This is a genomic window from Gammaproteobacteria bacterium (assembly GCA_030680605.1).
In the GTDB taxonomy this organism is placed as follows: Bacteria; Pseudomonadota; Gammaproteobacteria; order SURF-13; family SURF-13; genus JAQBXX01.
The window spans coordinates 81,432-101,725 of the sequence record JAUXUQ010000013.1 but is presented as its reverse complement, the minus strand read 5'-3'; the positions used below and the strand labels follow the sequence as shown (position 1 = coordinate 101,725).

Here is a 20,294-nt window from a genome sequence, read left to right as displayed (position 1 = left end):
GTGAGACCCAGCGGCCGCTCTCGGAGGAGGGCCGGCACCAGATGCGCGGGATCGGGGAGGCGATAAAGGCCCTTGGTATCCGCGTCTCCACCGTGCTCAGCAGTCCCTTCTGCCGCGCCATCGATAGCTCGAAACTCGCCTTCGGCAGCATGGAAATCGTCGATGACCTGCGGCAAGGCGTCGACGCCGACGAAGCGACCGCCGAACGCCGGGCACAGGCGTTGAGAAAAATGCTGGCGACCGCCCCCTGCGAACCCGGCACCAACACCGTGCTTTCCGGCCATACCGGTAATCTGCAAGAGGCGACCGGAATCTGGCCCAAGCCGGAGGGCGTTGCCATCGTATTCAAGCCCGGCGCCGGCGATGAATTCACCTATATTGCGACCATACTTCCGGCGCATTGGCAGGAGTTCGTGCGCGGCAATAAAGAAACCCGCCGGCCGGTAACTGGTAAGTGATACCCACGACCTGCGGGTGCGTGGCTCTAAGGGCAACATGAAGCACGAGCATTGATCTGATGAGGCTCCTCTCGAACCTCTCTATTCGCACCAAATTCCTGCTGTTGCCGGCGATCTCGGTGGCGCTGATGCTGGGCCTGGGCGCGATTTTTCTGTCCGCGCAGGAAACCCAGAGGAGCCAGCTGGAGCAGACGGTCAGCCGGGACGTGCCCAAGATGCGCGAGATGTTCCGGCTGTTTTCAGAGTTTTCCACCAATCACGCAAAATTCATCAGTCTGCTTGCATCCTCGTTGCGGGAGCGTGTGCACGAGGCAGAGATATATGCCGAGGGAAGGAAGTGCGTCATAGCGGTCAATAGAACCATCGAGGGGTTGGATCAGCTCAGTAGCAAGTTCGAATTTGACGCCGGCCAGCAGCAGATATCCGACAGGCTGCGGCAACGGCTCCTCGACTACCGCCATCAGGTGGGATCAACGGTGTTCCTGGCGTCAGTAGAGGTAAAGCTGATCACGCAGTTCACGCTCAAGGCCAATCAGGCCTACAACACCGCAAACGATGAGTTTCTGCTTTTCATTGATGCTGTGCAGGAAAGCGCCCAATCCGGGGTGGCGGATGTCCAGTCTACATTCAACACCAGCGCACTGTTGTTCATTATGATTCTGGGTGGCACAATTATATTCGTTGTGCTAGGCAGTACACTGCTGTCCAGACTCTTCACGTCGGATATCAAATACACCATTGAGGCGCTCTCGCGGCTGGCCGAGGGAGATATCAATATCCCGGAGCAGTCGCTGAGTCGTGGGGATGAGTTCGGCGCCGTCAATCAAGCCATCCAGGCCTTCCGGAAGGTACTGATCCAGCGCGACAAGGCAGGAGATCAGCTCAAGATTAATATCGTAGAGCGCATCCAGGTGGAGCGCTCACTACGCATCAGCGAAGAACGCTTTCGTACGCTCTACGATGCCAACCCGCTGATGCTGATTACTGTGGATGGAGAGGGAACGGTACTGTCGATCAATCAGCATGGGATCGAGCAGCTCGGGCTGGCCGACAATGAGTTGATCGGGTCATCCGTGCTTGACAGGGTGCTGCCAGAGGATCGCAATGAATCGCTCAAGATGATAGCGCGTTGCTCGATGACGCCCGGCAGGAAGTGTCAATGGACTTTGCGTGAGATGGATGCAGAGGGGAATATCATCTGGCTAAGAGTGGTGGGTAAGTCATTTATGCAGGATGACAATACTACCGCTACATTACTGGTTTGCGAGGATATTACCGAGACGCACAAACTCACCGAGAAGCTATCCTATCAAGCGACACACGACAGCCTGACGGGGTTGGTCAACCGTTTGGAATTCGAGGATAGGTTAGCTCACGCCTTGAAAAACGCGAAGACTGATTGCAGCGAACATGTCCTGTGTTTTTTGGATCTTGACCAATTCAAGATCATAAACGATACCTGTGGCCACGGAGCCGGCGACCTGCTGCTAATACAGCTTGGCCAATTACTGCAGGCTAATATAAGGAAAGGGGACGCTCTTGCCCGATTGGGTGGCGATGAATTCGGTCTGTTGCTCAGTCACTGTACATTGTCGACTGGCTGGAAAATTGCGCAGGGTTTGCTCAAGACCATCGAAGATTTTCGCTTCAACTGGATGGATCGGGTTTACCGCGTTGGCGTGAGCATTGGGGTGGTTCAGATCACCGAGGTAAGTGCCAATACCGCAGATATTATGGCCAGCGCCGATGCCGCATGTTATGCGGCAAAGGATCAGGGGCGAAACCAGGTACACGTGTATGCCCAAAATGATCAGCAGATGGTGCAGAGGCGGGGTGAGATGGAGTGGGCGACTCGAATTCCAGAGGCGTTGGAGGAAGGCCGTTTCGAGTTATTCTATCAGACAATAGCACCGGTTTCTGGTGGCAACGATCACGGACTGCATTTCGAGCTGCTACTGCGCATGAAAGACGAGACAGGAAACTGGGTCATGCCCAACAAGTTCCTGCCCGCAGCCGAGCGCTATAGTCTATCTATCCAGCTCGACAGATGGGTTATCTCCACCGCATTTTCCAGCATCAGTCCCATGCGGTCTGAGCGTGTCGTCGAGCAATGTGCGATCAACATTTCCGGCCTTTCCCTGGGCAATGAAGAATTTCTGGAATTCATTCTGCGCGAACTCAGGCGCAGCAGAGTCCAACCTCAGACTATCTGCCTTGAGATCACGGAAACCGCCGCTATTCATAATATGGATAGTGCAAGGCGATTTATCACCACGCTCAAAAAGGAAGGCATCACCTTTGCGCTGGATGATTTCGGCACAGGCCTATCCTCCCTGGCCTATCTCAGAGAGTTGCCCGTGGACATATTGAAGATCGATGGCTCTTTCATCAGGGATATCGCAAGGGATCCGATACAGTTCGCCATGGTCAGGTCGATCAACGATATCGGGCATCTAATGGGTATGTGTACTGTCGCTGAATTCGTAGAGACGCAGGAGATACTGGACAAGCTGCGGGAAATCGGTGTGGATTATGCGCAGGGCTATCACATCGCAAAACCGAGGCCGGTATCGGAGCTTTTCCTGGCGGCCTGAATGGGCCTCGAAGGAGCCCATTCTGAGATATATCTCAGCGCATAAGATGGGTGTGCGAGAGCCATGACGGGTACGCCGGCGGCGAGCCCCCTTGTAGGCGGGCAATTTTTGACTGGCCTCAGCGCTGTGAAAGTGCAGTGGGTAGTACAGACTGAAGCGCGAAGTGGAGTGGTGGCTATGGGTGGACTCGAACCACCGACCTCAGCATTATGAGCCCGGACCAGAAGTAATACATTTATTTACATCAGTCACTTACGGTGCTTGCCCTCATTAAACCGTAGTTGATGTATTAGTCGGCTATTCTTAGCCGTTTAGAAAATGGCCACAATTTTGGCACAGCGATTGAGCTCAGCTTCAGCTGGCCCACTTGAGATGGCTATCCCGTATGGTGATCAACTTACTGTTGTCTAAGACATTCTTTTCAGCGTGAGGCGGTCGCGAATGACGACATGCGTCCAGACGAAGACGGTCGAGTATTTCCCCCCATAGCAGTCACTCGATCACGGTATTGGTCGGCTGAGGCCGGTCTGAGCCAACAGCCGGCTAATCTGACCCCATAAGTGTCACTCCTGTTGAGGGTTAAAGCCTCCACAGTACACCTGCGTCATCGATCTGTACTATGATTGCATATGCGGACAGACAAGCTCAGAGCACCCACAATGAATCAAGCAGTTATTGCGCATCGGCATGTTCTGGGAATTTCAATAGTCCTGACCGGTCGGTCTGGTGAATAACTGTTCGGCGTCATTCATGCTCTTCCACTGGTGACATATGGCAACTCTGACCTCGCTAATCCCGGACATCGAAGTGTTCTTGGCGCTTGCGCCAGAGGAGCTTGCCGAGGTTGTTCTACGGTTGGCCAACGAACACAGACAGAACGGTCTTATTCACCCTCAGGCGATCGCATCACACATTGCCGGCACTGTCGGGGCCAACGACGGTTATCCGCAGAACCGTCGAAACGAGGCCGAGTTAGCACTGGCTGAGGCTTGGAATTGGCTAACGATACAGGGGCTTCTCATTCCGGCACCCGGATCGAATGGAAACAATGGCTGGATGCTATTGAGTCGGCGCGCTCGGGCAGTGCTGGCAAATGACAACTTCAAGACTTACGCACGTAGCGTTGGCTTCCCAAAAGCGCTACTACACCCGTCCATTGCCGACGAAGTTTGGCTTGACATCGTCCGTGGAGACCTAGAAACGGCGGTGTTCAAGTCATTCCGAGCTGTTGAAATTTCAGTGCGTGATGCGGGTCACTTCGCCGATGCAGACATCGGAGTGCCATTAATGCGCAAGGCATTCGACAAGACTACCGGCCCACTCTCCGATCAACAGCAGCTAGAAGCGGAGCGCGAAGCATTGGCGCACTTGTTTGCCGGAGCAATTGGTTCGTACAAAAATCCACATTCCCACCGTACCGTCACCATCAACGACGCAGTAGAAGCGCAAGAGATGGTTGTTCTGGCTAGCCACTTACTTCGCATAGTCGATAGCAGGCGGAACCCATGACGCCGAACCCGGCAGTCAAGCGGGACTGCGCAAAAGCGCGCAGCCCCTTACTTTTACGTTATAACGCTTGACCACCCACGCTGAGACAGGAACGAGAGTGTCCGATAAAGAAGCCACAGCCCGCATCAAGATCAACAAGCTGCTCGAAGCGGCTGGCTGGCGCTTTTTCGCGGACGGAAACATGCCCGCGAACATCCGCCTTGAGCCCAGCGTCACGATCAAATCAGCCGATCTTGACGCACTGGGCGACAACTTCGAGAAAACAAGCAAAGGCTTTATTGACTTCCTGCTCCTCGATGCGAAGGGGTTTCCGTTCATCGTCTTGGAAGCAAAGTCTGAGGCCAAGAGCCCGCTTGTCGGCAAGGAGCAGGCCCGCAAGTACGCCAAGTCCCAGAACTGCCGCTTCGTCATCCTTTCCAACGGCAACCTGCACTACTTCTGGGACTTAGAGCGCGGCAACCCCTACCTCATTACGTCCTTCCCTACGCCGGACTCGGTGATCGGCTACCAGCAGGTCACACCCAACCCGCAACGCCTGATCGAAGAGCAGGTCGGCGAGGACTACATCGTTCGCACCCAGCGCCCGAACTACGCATCCGAAGCCGCCTGGCAAAACGAAGCGGAGCGCCCCGGCTACATCCAGGTCAACAAGCTGCGCTTTCTCCGGCCCTACCAGCTCAAGGCCATCCACAGCCTTCAGGCCGCAGTCGGCGACGGCAAGGACCGTTTCCTGTTCGAGATGGCGACCGGCACTGGCAAGACCTTCACCGCCGCCGCCGTCATCAAGCTCTTTCTCCGTTCCGGCAACGTGCGCCGCGTACTGTTCCTGGTGGATCGTCTTGAACTGGAGGACCAGGCCAAGAAGTCCTTCGCTGCGGTGCTGTCGGCCGACTATCAGACCGTGATCTACAAGGAGAACCGGGACGACTGGCGACGCGCCGAGATTGTCGTCACCACCGTGCAGTCCCTGCTGTTCAACAATAAATACCAGAAGCTGTTCTCGCCGACCGACTTCGATCTCGTCATCTCCGACGAAGCGCACCGCTCGATCGGCGGCAACGCCCGCGCCGTGTTCGACTACTTCATTGGCTCCAAGCTGGGCCTCACCGCCACGCCGCGCGACTACCTGCGCCGGTTCGACGGCGCAAACCCCGGCACCCGCGACCCGCGCGAGGCTGAACGTCGCCTGTTGCTCGACACCTACCGCACCTTCGGCTGCGAGGACAGCCAGCCAACCTTCCGCTACTCCTTGCTCGATGGCGTGAAGGAAGGCTTTCTGATCAACCCGACCGTGGTGGACGCCCGCACCGAGGTCACCACCACGCTGCTTTCCGAAGAGGGCTTCGTCGTCTCGTTCACCGATGACACCGGCGAGGACCAGCAGCAGGCCTTCAAGCAGCGCGAGTTCGAAAAGCGTTTCTTCGCCGACACCACCAACCAGCTTCTCTGCAAGACGTTTCTGGAAAACGCGCTGCGCGACCCGGTCAGCGGCGAAATCGGCAAGTCGATCATCTTCGCCGTCAGCCAGAACCACGCCGCCAAGCTGGCGCAAATCCTCAATCAGATGGCCGACCGCATGTTTCCGGCCAAGTACCAGTCCGACTTCGCGGTGCAGGTCACCTCCCAGATACCCGACGCCCAGCAGTTCACCATCAACTTCGCCAACAACAATCTGCTCGGTTCCGGCAACTTCATCCCCTCGTACAAGACCAGCAAGGCGCGCATCTGCGTCACCGTCGGCATGATGACCACCGGCTACGACTGCACCGACATCCTCAACATCGGTCTCTTCCGCCCGATCTTCTCGCCCACCGACTTCATCCAGATCAAGGGACGCGGCACGCGCAAGCACGACTTCCGCGAAGTGCTTTTCGACGACACCCTCAAGGAAGGCGTGCAACAGCCCATCAAAACCGCCTTCAAGCTGTTCGACTTCTTCGCCAACTGCGAATACTTCGAGGAAGAGTTCAACTACGACGAAGTGCTGAAGCTGCCGCCGCCCAAGGGCAAGGGCAGCGATGACGGGGGCGGCCAAGGCCCGGTGGTCGTGGGCGGAACCTACGAGCACCTCGGCGCCGATATACTGGCTTCGATGCGTGTCGAGGAGATCACGGCCGAGGGCATGAAGATCGATCGCATGTTCTTCGATAAATTTGAAGACGTGATCCGCGCCAACGACACCGTCGTCGCCGCCGTTGAAGCTGGACAGTGGGACCGCGTCATCGACTACGTCAACCGCGAAGTTTTCGACAAGCCCGAGGAGTACTACACCCTCGACAAGCTCCGCAAAGCCGCCGCCGTGGACCGCCGCCTGACCCTGCGCGAAATCCTGGAGAAGGTCTTCGGCCTCATCCCGCGCTTCAAGTCGAAGGATGAGTTGCTGGAGGAAGAGTTCTCGAAGTTCGTCGCCGACCGCATACCCGAGCCGCCCTCGGCCATCCCGGCCATCAAGACCTACTTCAAGGCCTACGTCACCAGCAATCGGGTGCGCGACATCATCGACAGCAGGCAGTTCACCGATCTGGCCACCAACCCGTACTTCACCACCCATGATTTCAGAGCCGTGCCCCAGCAGTACCGCACGCTCGTCCCCGAATACATCAAGGATTACGTGTCCTTGAACCAGTTCGCGCCATAGGAATCGCCATGAGCAAATCAAAGAAGTTGTCCATCGAGGTTCTTGGAACAAGCATCACCGTACTTTCACAGAACGATGAGGACTACATTTCCCTGACCGACATGCTGAAAGCAAAGGACGGTGACTTTTTCATCGGTGACTGGCTAAGGAATCGCAATACCGTGGAGTTTCTGGGGATATGGGAGCGCGTCCATAACCCCGGTTTTAATTATGGCGAATTCGACACAATTAAAAGTCAGGCGGGCCTGAACAGCTACAGGATCAGCATCAAGGATTGGGTTGCAAAGACCAACGCGATCGGCCTGCGGGCCACAGCAGGCAGGTACGGTGGCAGCTACGCACACAAGGACATTGCTTTTGAATTCGGCATGTGGATCAGCGCTGAATTCAAGGTTTACCTCATCAAGGAATTCCAGCGCCTCAAAGACGAAGAAAGCGACCGCCTCAAACTCGGCTGGAATCTCCAGCGCACCCTGTCCAAGATCAATTACCGCATCCACACCGATGCCATCCGCGAGACGCTCATCCCGCCTGCCATCACCAAGTCGCAGGCATCGCTTGTCTATGCCAACGAAGCGGACTTGCTCAATGTCGCCCTGTTCGGTCAGACCGCCAAGCAATGGCGCGATGCCAACCCCGATGCGGAGGGCAACATCCGCGACCAAGCGCCGCTGGAGCAACTGGTCGTCCTGACCAATCTGGAAAGCCTCAACGCCGTCCTCATCCGCCAAGGCCTGACGCAGGCAGAGCGCCTGCAGAAGCTCAACGAAATCGCCATCTCCCAGATGCACACCCTGCTGGCTGACAACACCATGAAACGCTTGAAGTAATGCTCGACACCGACACCAAGCGCCGCATCGACACAGCCCGCGACATCCTCGTCGGCAAAGTGCCCGACCCAAAATCCCAGGTCGAGCAGATCACCATCGCGCTCATCTACAAATTCATGGACGACATGGACGCCGAGAGCGAGGAACTCGGCGGCAAGCGCAAGTTCTTCACCGGCGACTACGCCCGCTACGGCTGGGCCAAGCTCATGGCCCCCTCGCTTGGCGGCCACGAAATGCTCGGCCTCTACGGCGAAGGCATTGCCAAGATGCCCGAAAACCCCGGCATCCCGCCGCTGTTCCGCGACATCTTCAAGAACGCCTACCTGCCCTACCGCGACCCCGAAACGCTCAAGGCCTTCCTCAAGATCATCGACGAGTTCAGCTACGACCACAGCGAGCGCCTCGGCGACGCCTTCGAGTATCTGCTCAGCGTCCTCGGCAGCCAGGGCGATGCCGGCCAGTTCCGCACCCCGCGCCACATCATCGACTTCATGGTCGAAGTCCTCGCGCCGCAGAAAAGCGAAACCATCCTCGACCCCGCCTGCGGCACCGCCGGCTTCCTCATCTCCGCCTACAAGCACATCCTGCGCAGCAACACCGACGCCAAGGGCCACAGCACCCTCACGCCCGACGACAAGGGCCGCCTCGCCAAAAACTTCAAGGGCTACGACATCTCGCCCGACATGGTGCGCCTCTCGCTGGTGAACCTCTACCTGCACGGCTTCACCGATCCGCACATCTTCGAGTACGACACCCTCACCTCCGAGGAGCGCTGGAACGAATTTGCCGACGTCATCCTCGCCAACCCGCCCTTCATGTCCCCGAAAGGCGGCATCAAGCCCCACAAACGTTTCTCCATCCAGGCCAAGCGCAGCGAAGTCCTGTTCGTGGACTACATGGCCGAGCACCTCACGCCCACCGGCCGCGCCGCCATCATCGTCCCCGAAGGCATCATCTTCCAGAGTCAGACCGCCTACAAAGACCTGCGGAAAATGCTCGTCGAGAATTCCCTCGTCGCCGTGGTGTCGCTGCCGGCCGGCTGTTTCAATCCCTATTCCGGGGTGAAGACCAGCATCCTCATCCTCGACAAATCCCTCGCCAAGGCAGCCGACACCATCGCCTTCTTCAAAGTCGAGAACGACGGCTACGGCCTCGGCGCCCAGCGGCGAGCCATCGAGAAGAACGACCTGCCGCAGGTACAGGCCGAACTCGCTGCGTACCTGCATACCCTCCGTACCAAAGCGCCCACCGAGAGCATCCTCGCCAGCGCGTCCACCGCCCAGATCGTGCCGAAAGAAAAGCTCGCCGCGAATGGCGATTTCAACTTGAGCGGCGAGCGGTATCGGGAGGGGGCTGCCTCGAATCATTCCTTCCCGCTGGTCTTCCTCGGCGAACAGACTCTGTTTCGGGTTGAAAGCGGCGGCACGCCCAAGTCCGACGTTGAGGAGTATTGGGGCGGCGGCATTCCCTGGGCGACGCTTGTTGACCTTCCAGCGACCGACTTCATCTCTGAAATCACCGCGACGAAACGGACGATTTCCGACAAAGGCTTGCGCGAGTCTTCCGCGAAGATGATCCCGGCAAATTCGGTCGTGGTCTCGACCCGCGCGACCATTGGCCGCATAGCGATCAACCGTGTCCCCATCGCTACGAATCAAGGCTTCAAGAACGTCGTGATCGAAGATTCGGCGCGAGCAGTGCCGGAGTTCGTGGCTCTTGCGCTCACCAAGCTCGTGCCGACGATGCAAGCGTGGGCAACAGGCGGGACGTTCGCAGAAATCTCCAAGTCGAAGTTCTGCGAACTCCAAATCCCCCTGCCGCCGCTGGACGTGCAGAAGGAAATCGTGGCGGAGATCGAGGGCTACCAGAAAGTCATCAACGGCGCCCGCGCCGTCCTCGACCACTACCGCCCCCACATCCCCATCCACCCTGAATGGCCGATGGTTGAGTTGGGCGAGCACTTCACGACAACAAGTGGAGGCACGCCGTCGAAAGCGGAACCGAGCTACTGGACTGGTGATATACCTTGGGTTTCGCCGAAAGACATGAAGTCTGACGTTATTCTCGACACCGAGGACCATATCTCAGCGGAAGCAGTTTCTGGCAGCGCAACGAAACTCTTTCCGGCGAAGACCGTGGTCTGTGTTGTGCGATCTGGGATCCTCAAACACTCATTCCCGGTTGCGATGCTGTCCCGGCCTATGTGCATCAATCAGGATTTGATTGCGTTCCTGCCCAAGGGAGAGGCGGTAAGTTCTAATTTTCTGTTCTATGTGCTCAAGACAAGGGCTGCTTCGATTATCGCAGACGGCATCAAGCCTGGAGTTACCGTCCAGAGTTTCTACAACGGGTTTTTCAAAGAGTACCAAATTCCCCTCCCACCCCTCGCCACCCAGCAAGTCATCGTCGCCGAGATCGAAGCCGAGCAAGCGCTGGTGGCCGCCAACCGCGAACTGATCGCCCGCTTCGAGCAAAAGATCCAGGCCACCCTCGCCCGCATCTGGGGCGAAGAAGAGCCACTATCTACGGAGGCTGGCGCATGAATCTGCGAGACGCCTACTACGAACAGAAATTCGAGAACGAGTTTCTCCGCGCGAAGGGCGATGCGTTTCAGTCCTTTTTTGAGCGGCTAATGGGCATAGCCTACAAAGCCGATTTCATGGCCTGCCGGCCGTGGGGGAATCAGGGTGACCGCAAGAACGACGGCTTTCTCAAATCGCAGCGTCGGCTGTTCCAGGTCTACGCGCCGAATCAGATGGATGCAGCAAAGGCGAAGGCCAAGATCACTGAGGACTTCGCGGGTGCGAGGGAGCATTGGGGCAAGCATTTCGACGCTTGGACGTTCGTCCATAACGCGACGGATGGGTTGCCGCCGCATGTTCAAGAGCTGTTACTTGACTTCGAAGCGGCAAACCCTGGAATTCAGTTACAGCCGTGGACCCTGGAGGAGCTTCGGCTGATCTTCAGAAAGCTCACCGCAGACGACAAAGCGTCGTGGTTCGGGCCTGCCCCGACCGACGCGACCAAGATTACGTTGGGCTTCGGTGACTTGAAGGTCGTGCTGGAGAGGATCGCTACGCTCCCAGCGCCACCGATGACCGACGTGAAGGACGTCCCGACTGGGAAGATCGAGGCAAACGCCTTGTCCGAGGCCGTAGCGTGCTTGCTCAAGGAGGGCATGATCAAGTCGCCGTTGGTCGCCGAGTTTCTCGCCCAATGGCACGACGAGACGCTCGGTGAACGATTGGCCGAGGCCTTTAAGGCCGAGTATCGGCAGCTGCGCGGGAGCGATGGCCCGAACCGGATCTTTGCCGCACTTCAATCGTGGGTCGGGGGCGATGATCGCGGGACGCCGGAGCACGAGTTGGCTGTACTCGCGGTCATCGCGTACTACTTCGAGCGCTGCGACATCTTTGAAGAACCACGGTGGGCCGCACTATGATTCTTCCTTCCAAGCACCTGTCCCAGGATCGTGCCCTGCTTACTGTCGGCGCGGCGATCCTGCGGCACCTGTCACACCCCGTCACCGTGTCAGCCTTGTGGGAGCAGATGCCGCGCGCCGTCATTGACCAGAAGGCATCGCGATCCATGCACTACGACGGATTCGTGCTTGCGCTCGACCTGCTTTTTCTCATCGGGGCGATCGAATTGCATGACGGTCTGCTTGTTCGGAGGGCATTATGATCCATCGCATCTACAGCAGTCTCGCGACGTTCAAGGCGCTGGAGTTCAAGCCCGGATTGAATGTGCTGATCGCGCAAAAGGAAGCAGGCGCGACGGATAAGCAAACCCGCAACCGGGCGGGCAAGACCAGCTTGATCGAGATCGTGCACTTCCTGACCGGCGCGGATGCCGGGAAGGATTCCCTGTTCCGTTCGGACGCGCTCGTCAACGCATCGTTTGGCATGGCGTTCGATCTCGGTGGCGAGAATCTTCAGGTTGAACGCTCGGGGCATCAAAAATCCAAGATTCATCTTGAAGGCGACACCTTCGCGAAGGGAAAGACCGGCCTCTCGAATTCCGAGTGGGTAGAACTCCTAGGCGAAAAAATATTCGGGTTGCATGAGGAGCCTGAGTACGATGGGCGCGTCCCGACATTCCGTTCTCTGTTCGCCTATTTCGTGCGTCGGCAACTCAGCGGTGCGTTCACCACACCTGAGAAGCAGGCAAACATGCAGCAGGCCGGTGACTATCAGGTCGCCCTGCTTTTCCTGCTTGGCTTGGATTGGAGGATTGCCAGCGACTGGCAGAAAGTTCGGGATCGGGAGAAGACCCTGGCTGAACTGAAGAAGGCGGCCGGGGCTGGTGCGTTCGGCAGTATCGTCGGAAAGGCGTCCGATCTGCGCACCCAACTGACTGTGGCCGAAGCCAGACTGACAGATATCAAGTCCCAGGTTGCCTCGTTCCGTGTGCTGCCTCAGTACGCAGAACTGGAAGCGGAGGCTGATCAGCTCACGCGCGCAATCAATGACCTGTCGAACGCCAATGTGATTGACGCGGCAATGATCGGAGACCTAGAGCGCGCCATACAGGCGGAAGCACCCCCGTCACTCGCCGATCTTCAGAGTATCTACGCAGAAGCGGGCGTCGCATTGCCAGGTGTCGCCATCAAGCGCTACGAAGACGTGCGAAGTTTCCATGAGTCGGTCATTCGGAATCGGCGAGATTACCTCGCCGGAGAGTTGGATACGGCGAAACAGCGCGTGGCGGCGCGCGAGCAGGAGAAGGTCCGGCTCGACGCACGGCGGGCTGTCGTGATGGGCATTCTACAAAGTCACGGCGCGCTGGATCAGTTTTCTCAACTGCAAGGTGAAGCCGGGCGCATGGAAGCGGCAGTCGAGTCGCTGCGGCAACGCTTCGAGGCTGCCGAACAACTGGAGGGAACGAAGAACGAACTGGAAATCGAACGAAACAGACTGACACTGCGCCTGCGGCGCGACTTTGCCGAGCAGAGGACGCGCTTGTCCGAAGCAATTCTCGCTTTCGAGGAGACGTCAAAGCGGTTGTACGAGTCCGCTGGCAGCATGACCATAGAAGAAACGTCCAATGGGCCGGTATTCAAGTTTCCAATGCAAGGCTCACGCAGCAAGGGCATCAAGAACATGCAGATTTTCTGCTTTGACATGATGCTCATGCGCCTCTGTGCCAAGCATGGCATGGGGCCAGGATTCCTGATTCACGACAGCCATCTCTTCGACGGCGTTGATGGTCGGCAGCTAATCAGCGCGCTAAAGGTTGGCGCGGAAACGGCTGCGGAGCTTGGCTTTCAGTACATCGTCACGATGAATGAAGACGATGCGTTCAAGGAGACCGTCGCCGGTTTCAACCTTCTGGACCATGTGCTCCCGACGGTCTTGACTGATGCCAAGGAAGACGGTGGCCTGTTTGGTTTCCGTTTCTGATCAATAGCGATGGAAGAAGCCGCCGAACTCGCCGACTACCTGCCGCTCTCCTTCAAGACGCCGAAAGAGCAGGAGTACATCGAGTTTCTGTGGGACGCCTTCGAGACGAACCACACGCACGGCAAATTCCAGTTCGCCTTCCTCGCCTACCACATGCTCACGATGAGCTTCGTCTATTTCAACATCTGGCAGATCAAGCAGACGACGCCAAAGGATTTCGCGATGGGCCTGATCGGCTTCGGCAAGGACATCGAGAAGAGTCTCCTCGACGCGACTTCGCCCTTCGTGTTCAGCACCGTGAACGAACGCAGCATCCTGCGCTTCCTCAAGCTCATCGCCTGTGACAACGGCAAGATCGGCACCTACGCCAAGCTGGTGGACGACCGCAACGAATCTGCCCACCCCAACGGCAACATCTTCTACAGCATCCAGGCCGCGCTCGACATTAAAATCACCGAGATTCGGCGCGCCCCAAGGAAGCGTTGGGCCTGAAATTCACCTCATGGACTTAAAACCTAAACCCGATATTGAGCACGCAATAAAGTATCTCCAGTGCATTATCCCGGATTTGGATTGGATTCTGGTGTCCATGCAGTCCAAAGGCGGCTGGATGGTACTCCCGCCTACGATTCAGCGTGCTTTCCAAAATCTCAAGATTAAAAACTATGTTGAGCTATACCTGGATGAAAAAAAGCTGAATTGCTTTGGTTTTTCTGCTTTCCTCACCCCCGATGCAATCAATGAACTGAATCAGGAACTAGGAAAGATCACTACTGAAGAAGAGCAAACTGCCTTCCTTAATGAACTTATCGGTCATCTGATATCTCTTGATTTCGATGGCTTCCACATACCCAAGACTGATGCTGAGTTTGAATCGGCTTGCAGAATTTTCGAGGCTCTGAGCCCTGAAGACCAGGCCGAGGAAATCCGGGTGAGCCAAATCATCTGGATGTCACTCTTATCCAATTTCTACAACTACATGGCCCTGATGGTACATGGGCAGAAAATGACGGCTTTAGTCCAACAAGCCATCGCTGGCGACGACACCGCTTTTTGTCTTGCGGTTCAGATAGACCGGACTATCTTGACGAACCTGCCATACTTTAAGGAGCGCTCCGAGCGCGCCCAGCTTGCGGGTGACGCCGATTTCTTAGATAAGCTTGCTTACCGCATTGCCAATCCAGTGCTTCGAGGGAAAATTCGGTTCCATTCCTTATGGCTGACCTTTGCCCTGCTGGACGGAATGAATTTGCTCGACACCCTGTCGCATTCTGAACTTCTGTATGTTTGTGATAGTGCGGGTGTCGGTGGATATAATAATCGCATCGAGGAGGTGGGCTATATTTCCAAGCGCCTCGCCGAGTATCGTAAGTTTCAAAGCCGCGCCAAAAAGTCAAGGCAGTGAAAATATTTTTTAGTGCCTTCAGGCTAAGGCCCTTAGTGCATAAAGTTTCTATCCGTTGCGGAAAGCAATCGCATATCCGCCGATGGATGAGGACTTTTTTATGCACAATCAGAACCGATTTAACCCTGAGACTGCCCTTGCAGGGCATGAGCCCACTGTAGCCGCCGTATCCGGCTCACCGTCAGGCCGCACGGAAGCGTGCGCGAGCACGCACCGTGCGGACGGCGGCAGGCCAGAAGGTGCGCCGCCTAGTAACACAGCACCTGCTAATAGCATTGAAGATGGATTCGGTCTTCTTCTCAGATTTGGTATAGACAGTTTATACGTGTCCTATTCGGGTGCCTTGTCCCAAGAAAAGGCTACCGAGTTTGATAGGCTCAAGACTTTGGCACAGTCCGAGTCCGTCATGACTCAAGCCCTGGCGGTTTATTCTTTCGGGGGTCACAATTTTATAGTGCGGGACCGTGGGACTAAGCGTTGTTCTTATATTTTGGATGATCCTTGTTACCGCCTGCAGATCGCTGGTTCTAAGTCGCGCTCCCTCCCGTTGGCCTATGTGAAGATATCCAGTCACTGGTTAACTGCCAAGGGGGTGGATTATGTATTAGCCGACCTCATGCAGGTGGTTGAATCCTTTGGCCTGGTCGAAGGATATGCCAGGGTTAGTCGGGCGGATCTCTTTGTCGATTTTGTTTCACCTGTTGCTATATCTAGTTGGGATAGGAACGCTTGGGTCACGCGGGCGCGAGATATTACTGAGTATTCGGTAGACCGTCAGTTTTCGGGTTGGACGTTGGGCCGTGGAGCTATCTCCTGCCGCCTCTACGACAAGACCTTGGAGATCAAGGTCAGCGACAAGACTTATTTAAAGGATTTGTGGTACGAGGCGGGGTGGGAGCATGGCCAGCCCGTTCACCGCCTGGAATTCCAGTTCCGGCGAGAGGTCTTGCGGCAGCTTGGCGTCTCTACTACAGATGATTTGTTGAGGGCCCTTTCCTCGCTCTGGTCCTACGCCACTCGCGATTGGCTCAAGCTGACGCTTCCTAACCCGAATGATCAGACGCAATCCCGCTGGCCTCTGCATCCGTTGTGGGAGGTCTTACAGGCTGTTCCATGGCAAGGGCCAGGCGTTGCTGTACCGATTCGGTTTGTTACCCATCAAGCACCTTCGGACGCCTATTTTGCCTCTCACCATCATTCGTTACTGACTGGCTATATGGCCAGCAAGGATATCGATTGCCCCGTTGAAGGTTTGAAAGGGTTAGACGCTTTAACGCGTGCGTATTACAACGACCCGTTTAACCCTAATTTTATCTGTCATGACTTTAGGAGTCTGACTAGGGAGAAGGTGGCTGCCAAGCGCCGCTTGTATTGCCTGCCCGATCCCGTGAGTCAGATGGAGAGGGATCGCCTCGTTCGGCAAGACTTGGGGCGCGCATACCGCCTGGGGAAGGACGGTGAGTGATGTTTGCCGAACGCTTGATCTCGTTGAAGCCGCCGCCTTCCTGCGGATGTCTCCGGCAGTGTTGCGTCAAAAGGCCAAGGCGGGTGTTGTTCGGGGGGCTAAGCCGGGCAAGCGGTGGGTGTTCCTGGTCGAAGACCTTGCCGCCTATCTGCGGTCGCTCTATCATGACAATGGGCAAGCGCCGCAAAGTGGCTGGAAGGAGGTTATTCCATGTCACTCTATAAACGCGGCAATGTGTGGTGGATCGGCATTACGTCACCAAACGGACGACGAATACGCCAATCTACTGAGACTGAAGATAAGCAACAGGCCCAGGAATACCACGACCGGTTAAAAGCCGATTTGTGGCGGGTCGAAAGTCTGGGTGAGCGCCCGCAGTACACCTGGAAAGAGGCTGTGGTGAAGTGGCTTAAGGAAAAAAGCCATAAGGCCTCGACCGATAAGGATAGGGAAATCCTGCAGTGGGTGGACCCTTATCTGGGTGGCAAGCGGTTGAATGAAATAAACCGTGCGTTGTTGGACCAGATAGCGGAAGCCAAGGCGGATGGAAGCACCCGTGCCACGGCTAACCGCTATATGGCCTTGATCAGGGCGATACTGCGGCGAGCTGCTTACGAATGGGAGTGGTTGGATAAGGCCCCTAAGGTGCCGATGTATCCGGTTAAAAACCGCCGGGTGTGTTGGATCACGCGGGAGCAGGCAGAGCGTCTATTGTCGTTCTTGCCGCCCCATCAGGCAGCGATGGCACGTTTCGGGCTGGCTACTGGATTGCGTCAGCGCAACGTGTGCCGTCTGGCGTGGTCCCAGGTGGACTTGCAGCGTCAGGTCGCCTGGATCCATGCCGACCAAGCCAAGGCCAGGAAGGCGATCCCGGTCGCTTTGAACTCTGAGGCGGTCGGCGTACTCCGGCAACAGGTCGGTAAGCACCCTGAGTACGTGTTTACGTACGACGGGGAGCCGGTCTGGTGGGTGAACACCAAGGCGTGGCGCCGGGCGGTGAAGTTGGCGGGCCTGAGTGATTTCCGGTGGCATGACTTGCGCCATACGTGGGCGTCCTGGCATGCGCAGGCGGGAACACCGCTTAATGTGTTGCAGGAGATGGGCGGGTGGGAATGTTCTGAGATGGTACGCCGGTATGCGCACCTCGCAGCGGAACACTTGGCCGAACACGCTGAGCGGATTGTGCCTCGTGACACGAAATTGGCACAGCCCAGGCTGGTAATTGTTAAAGGGTGAGCTAAATTGCTGAATTAATTGGTGGCTATGGGTGGACTCGAACCACCGACCTCAGCATTATGAGTGCCGCGCTCTAACCAGCTGAGCTACATAGCCTTGGAAAACAGTAGCAAGTGACGAGTTGCAAGTAGCAAGGGTGTGAAATTATAAAGATTTTCTTGCTACTTGTAACTTGCTACTTTCAACTGCCTTTATCAAACATTAAACCTGAAGTGCATGACATCACCATCGTGCACGACGTACTCCTTCCCCTCCAGCCGCCATTTGCCGGCCTCTTTGGCGCCCGCCTCACCGTGATATTTGATGAAGTCGTCATAGGCGATCACTTCGGCACGGATGAAGCCGTGCTCGAAGTCGGTGTGAATGACGCCTGCGGCCTGTGGCGCGGTAGCCCCGGCGGAGATGGTCCATGCGCGCACTTCCTTTACGCCTGCGGTGAAATAGGTATGTAGCCCAAGCAGCTGGTGACCGGCACGGATTACGCGGTTGAGGCCCGGCTCGTCCAGACCCAGCTCTTTCAGAAAATCCGCCTTGTCTTCGTCCGCAAGTTCCGCGATCTCGGCTTCGATGGCGGCACACACCGGCACCAGCGCGGCACCTTCGCGTGTGGCGTGGGCACACATCTGGTCGAGATAGGGATTGTTTGCGAAGCCGTCCTCGGCCACGTTGGCAATGTACAGCGTCGGTTTCGCAGTGAGCAAATGTAATTCGTGCAGGCGCTTCAGGTCATCCGCGACGAGGTCGAGCGAACGCACCGGCTGGCCGCTGTCGAGGTGTGCGTGCACACGCTCGAGCAGGGTTTTTTGCGCCAGCGCGTCTTTGTCGCCCGCCCTGCCGGCCTTGCCTATGCGCAACAGCGCCTTGTCCACCGTGTCGAGATCGGCGAGTGCCAGCTCGGTGTGGATGACCTCGATGTCGTCTATCGGCGAGACCTTGCCCGCCACGTGCACGACGTTGGCGTCTTCAAAGCAGCGTACGACGTGCGCGATGGCGTCGGTTTCACGAATGTGGGCGAGGAATTTGTTGCCCAGACCCTCGCCCTTGGATGCGCCCGCCACCAGTCCGGCAATATCCACGAACTCGATGACTGTTGGGATAACCTTTTGGGGCTTGACGATTTCAGCCAGCGCATCGAGCCGTGTGTCGGGTACCGGCACGATGCCGAGATTGGGCTCAATGGTGCAGAACGGATAATTTTCCGCTGCGATACCCGCCTTGGTGAGGGCGTTGAACAGGGTGGATTTGCCCACGTTGGGCAGGCCGACAATGCCGCATTTAAAACCCATAATGATTACTCTTTAAAAAATTTCGCAACTCTAAGGTCGCCAAGACGCAGGGAAAGCTAAAAGTATTAAGCCTCAGACACCGGGTTTTTCTTTGCGTCTTTGCGCCTTGACGTTTAAGAATATTAGTTATTAACGGCTATGCAACTGCTGCATGGCCTTTTCCAGCTCGCCGTTCAGGATCAGCGGCAGTGCGGCGAGGGCCTCGGCGACTGCGTCATCCATCAAGTTCTGCTCCGCAGCGGGTGCGCGTTTCAGCACATAGCCTTCTACATTGTTGCCCTTGCCGGGATGGCCGATGCCGATGCGCAGCCGGGCGAAAGCGTCACCCATCTGCGCAATGATATCGCGCAAGCCGTTGTGACCGCCGTGACCGCCGCCCTGCTTTAACCGTACCACGCCCGGCGGCAGATCGAGGTCGTCATGTGCGACCAGGATGTTTTCCGGCGGCAGCTTGTAGAACGCGGCGAGGCTGGCTACGGCCTGTCCGCTTCTATTCATGAAGGTCTGCGGCTTCAGCAGCCGACATTCACCGCCGACCGGGTCAGGCGTGAATTTTGCGATCTGGGCGTGAAACCGGCTCTCGGCCTGAAAGCCGGCAGCATACTCGTGGGCCACGGCATCGGCGAACCAGAAGCCGGCATTGTGCCGCGTGTATTGATACTCCGGGCCCGGATTGCCCAGGCCCACAATGAGTTCGATGCGCGGCAAGCGGGTAACCTCTGCCGGTGAACGGCCTTACTTGGCGTCCTTCGCGGCGGGTTTGGCGCCTGCCTCCGGTGTGGCAGCGGCGGCGGTCTGTGCTGTGGCCTCGACTGTAGCAGGTGCAGCGACCGTTTCCGGTTCAACGATAACACGCGGCAGATGGATGCTGGCCACCGGGCGTTTGCGGTCAGCGCCGTGCCCGAGGGCTACGCCTTGCGGCAGCTTGAGGTCGGACAGATGGATCGTCTCGTTAAGCTCGGTTTCGGTAAGGTCTACGGTGATGTACTCCGGCAGGTCCTTGCCGAGGCAGACGATCTCGAGATCGTTCATCAGGTGCGATACGATGCCGCCACCCTGTTTGACGCCCGGCGCGATGTCGGCGCCGATAAAATGCAGCGGTACGCGCATGCGGATTTTCTCCATCGGGCTGACGCGCTGCAGGTCAAGGTGCAGGATACGCGGCTTGCTGGGGTGGCGGTGCAGGTCACGCAATACTGCCCGGGATTCCTCCCCGCCGACCTTGACGGTGAGCAGGTGGGAATAAAAGGCCTCGTGCTCAAGGTGACGCAGCAGTGCATTGTGGTCGAGGGTAATCGTCTGTGGGTCTTTGCCGCCACCATAAATGATGGCGGGCACTTTGCCAGCGTGACGCAGGCGGCGGCTCGCACCCTTCCCCTGCTCCTGACGCGGCTCGGCGACAAGTTCAAAATCAATGGCCATGTGTTTCTCCGGGTTGAAATACAATACCCGCTCCGCGACCAGAGCAGGG

At 57.0% G+C, this 20,294-nt stretch carries 17 protein-coding genes and 2 tRNA genes; 14 read left to right on the top strand and 5 right to left on the bottom strand.

The window, feature by feature from the left end:
- Both Q8L89_07200 and Q8L89_07195 read left to right on the top strand, forming a co-directional pair.
- A partial coding sequence (locus Q8L89_07200) for a hypothetical protein (GenBank protein MDP1708831.1) occupies positions 1 to 458 on the top strand: 458 nt, incomplete at its 5' end.
- 215 nt (positions 459 to 673) lie between these two features.
- Positions 674 to 3,052 carry an EAL domain-containing protein gene (locus tag Q8L89_07195; GenBank protein ID MDP1708830.1) on the top strand — a complete coding sequence of 793 codons (2,379 nt, stop codon included), beginning with the start codon at positions 674 to 676 and terminating at the stop codon, positions 3,050 to 3,052.
- Positions 3,053 to 3,221: 169 nt separating this feature from the next.
- Here the strand turns inward: Q8L89_07195 and Q8L89_07190 are convergent.
- A tRNA-OTHER gene (locus tag Q8L89_07190) sits at positions 3,222 to 3,302 on the bottom strand.
- Between the two features lie 521 nt (positions 3,303 to 3,823).
- On the opposite strand from Q8L89_07190, the gene Q8L89_07185 reads away from it, so the two are divergent.
- The 12 genes from Q8L89_07185 (at position 3,824) to Q8L89_07130 (ending at position 17,537) form a co-directional block, all read left to right on the top strand.
- Positions 3,824 to 4,561 (top strand): TIGR02391 family protein, encoded by a 738-nt coding sequence (locus Q8L89_07185; GenBank protein MDP1708829.1) that lies wholly within the window; start codon positions 3,824 to 3,826, stop codon positions 4,559 to 4,561.
- Positions 4,562 to 4,658: 97 nt separating this feature from the next.
- On the top strand, positions 4,659 to 7,199 hold the full coding sequence (locus Q8L89_07180) for a DEAD/DEAH box helicase family protein (GenBank protein MDP1708828.1): 2,541 nt from the start codon (positions 4,659 to 4,661) through the stop codon (positions 7,197 to 7,199).
- Positions 7,200 to 7,207: 8 nt separating this feature from the next.
- Positions 7,208 to 8,029: a KilA-N domain-containing protein gene (locus tag Q8L89_07175; GenBank protein ID MDP1708827.1), complete on the top strand. Its 822-nt coding sequence runs from the start codon at positions 7,208 to 7,210 to the stop codon at positions 8,027 to 8,029.
- Positions 8,029 to 10,572, top strand: a complete 2,544-nt coding sequence (locus tag Q8L89_07170) for an N-6 DNA methylase (GenBank protein MDP1708826.1) — start codon at positions 8,029 to 8,031, stop codon at positions 10,570 to 10,572. The genes Q8L89_07175 and Q8L89_07170 overlap by 1 nt, the downstream gene beginning before the upstream one ends.
- Positions 10,569 to 11,471, top strand: a complete 903-nt coding sequence (locus tag Q8L89_07165; protein MDP1708825.1) for a hypothetical protein — start codon at positions 10,569 to 10,571, stop codon at positions 11,469 to 11,471. The genes Q8L89_07170 and Q8L89_07165 overlap by 4 nt, the downstream gene beginning before the upstream one ends.
- Entirely contained in the window at positions 11,468 to 11,713 is a 246-nt protein-coding gene (locus Q8L89_07160; GenBank protein ID MDP1708824.1) for a hypothetical protein, read from the top strand. Before Q8L89_07165 ends, Q8L89_07160 begins: the two co-directional genes overlap by 4 nt.
- Entirely contained in the window at positions 11,710 to 13,431 is a 1,722-nt protein-coding gene (locus Q8L89_07155; protein ID MDP1708823.1) for a DUF2326 domain-containing protein, read from the top strand. The genes Q8L89_07160 and Q8L89_07155 overlap by 4 nt, the downstream gene beginning before the upstream one ends.
- A gap of 9 nt (positions 13,432 to 13,440) precedes the next feature.
- Positions 13,441 to 13,923, top strand: coding sequence for a hypothetical protein (locus Q8L89_07150; GenBank protein ID MDP1708822.1), 483 nt, complete (start codon positions 13,441 to 13,443; stop codon positions 13,921 to 13,923).
- A gap of 10 nt (positions 13,924 to 13,933) precedes the next feature.
- Positions 13,934 to 14,836 (top strand): hypothetical protein, encoded by a 903-nt coding sequence (locus tag Q8L89_07145; GenBank protein ID MDP1708821.1) that lies wholly within the window; start codon positions 13,934 to 13,936, stop codon positions 14,834 to 14,836.
- A gap of 82 nt (positions 14,837 to 14,918) precedes the next feature.
- A complete protein-coding gene (locus tag Q8L89_07140; protein MDP1708820.1) occupies positions 14,919 to 16,301 on the top strand; it encodes a replication initiation factor in 1,383 nt (460 codons plus the stop codon).
- Positions 16,294 to 16,635, top strand: coding sequence for a helix-turn-helix domain-containing protein (locus tag Q8L89_07135; protein ID MDP1708819.1), 342 nt, complete (start codon positions 16,294 to 16,296; stop codon positions 16,633 to 16,635). The genes Q8L89_07140 and Q8L89_07135 overlap by 8 nt, the downstream gene beginning before the upstream one ends.
- Positions 16,536 to 17,537: a site-specific integrase gene (locus Q8L89_07130; GenBank protein ID MDP1708818.1), complete on the top strand. Its 1,002-nt coding sequence runs from the start codon at positions 16,536 to 16,538 to the stop codon at positions 17,535 to 17,537. The genes Q8L89_07135 and Q8L89_07130 overlap by 100 nt, the downstream gene beginning before the upstream one ends.
- 19 nt (positions 17,538 to 17,556) lie before the next feature.
- Here Q8L89_07130 and Q8L89_07125 read toward each other — a convergent pair.
- From Q8L89_07125 to Q8L89_07110, 4 genes are all read right to left on the bottom strand, one after another.
- Positions 17,557 to 17,633: transfer RNA gene (locus Q8L89_07125), tRNA-Met, on the bottom strand.
- A gap of 98 nt (positions 17,634 to 17,731) precedes the next feature.
- Positions 17,732 to 18,823: a redox-regulated ATPase YchF gene (ychF, locus tag Q8L89_07120; GenBank protein MDP1708817.1), complete on the bottom strand. Its 1,092-nt coding sequence runs from the start codon at positions 18,821 to 18,823 to the stop codon at positions 17,732 to 17,734.
- A 129-nt stretch (positions 18,824 to 18,952) separates the two neighbouring features.
- Positions 18,953 to 19,531: an aminoacyl-tRNA hydrolase gene (gene pth / locus Q8L89_07115; GenBank protein ID MDP1708816.1), complete on the bottom strand. Its 579-nt coding sequence runs from the start codon at positions 19,529 to 19,531 to the stop codon at positions 18,953 to 18,955.
- A 27-nt stretch (positions 19,532 to 19,558) separates the two neighbouring features.
- Positions 19,559 to 20,245: a 50S ribosomal protein L25/general stress protein Ctc gene (locus Q8L89_07110; protein ID MDP1708815.1), complete on the bottom strand. Its 687-nt coding sequence runs from the start codon at positions 20,243 to 20,245 to the stop codon at positions 19,559 to 19,561.
- Positions 20,246 to 20,294 lie beyond the last annotated feature (49 nt).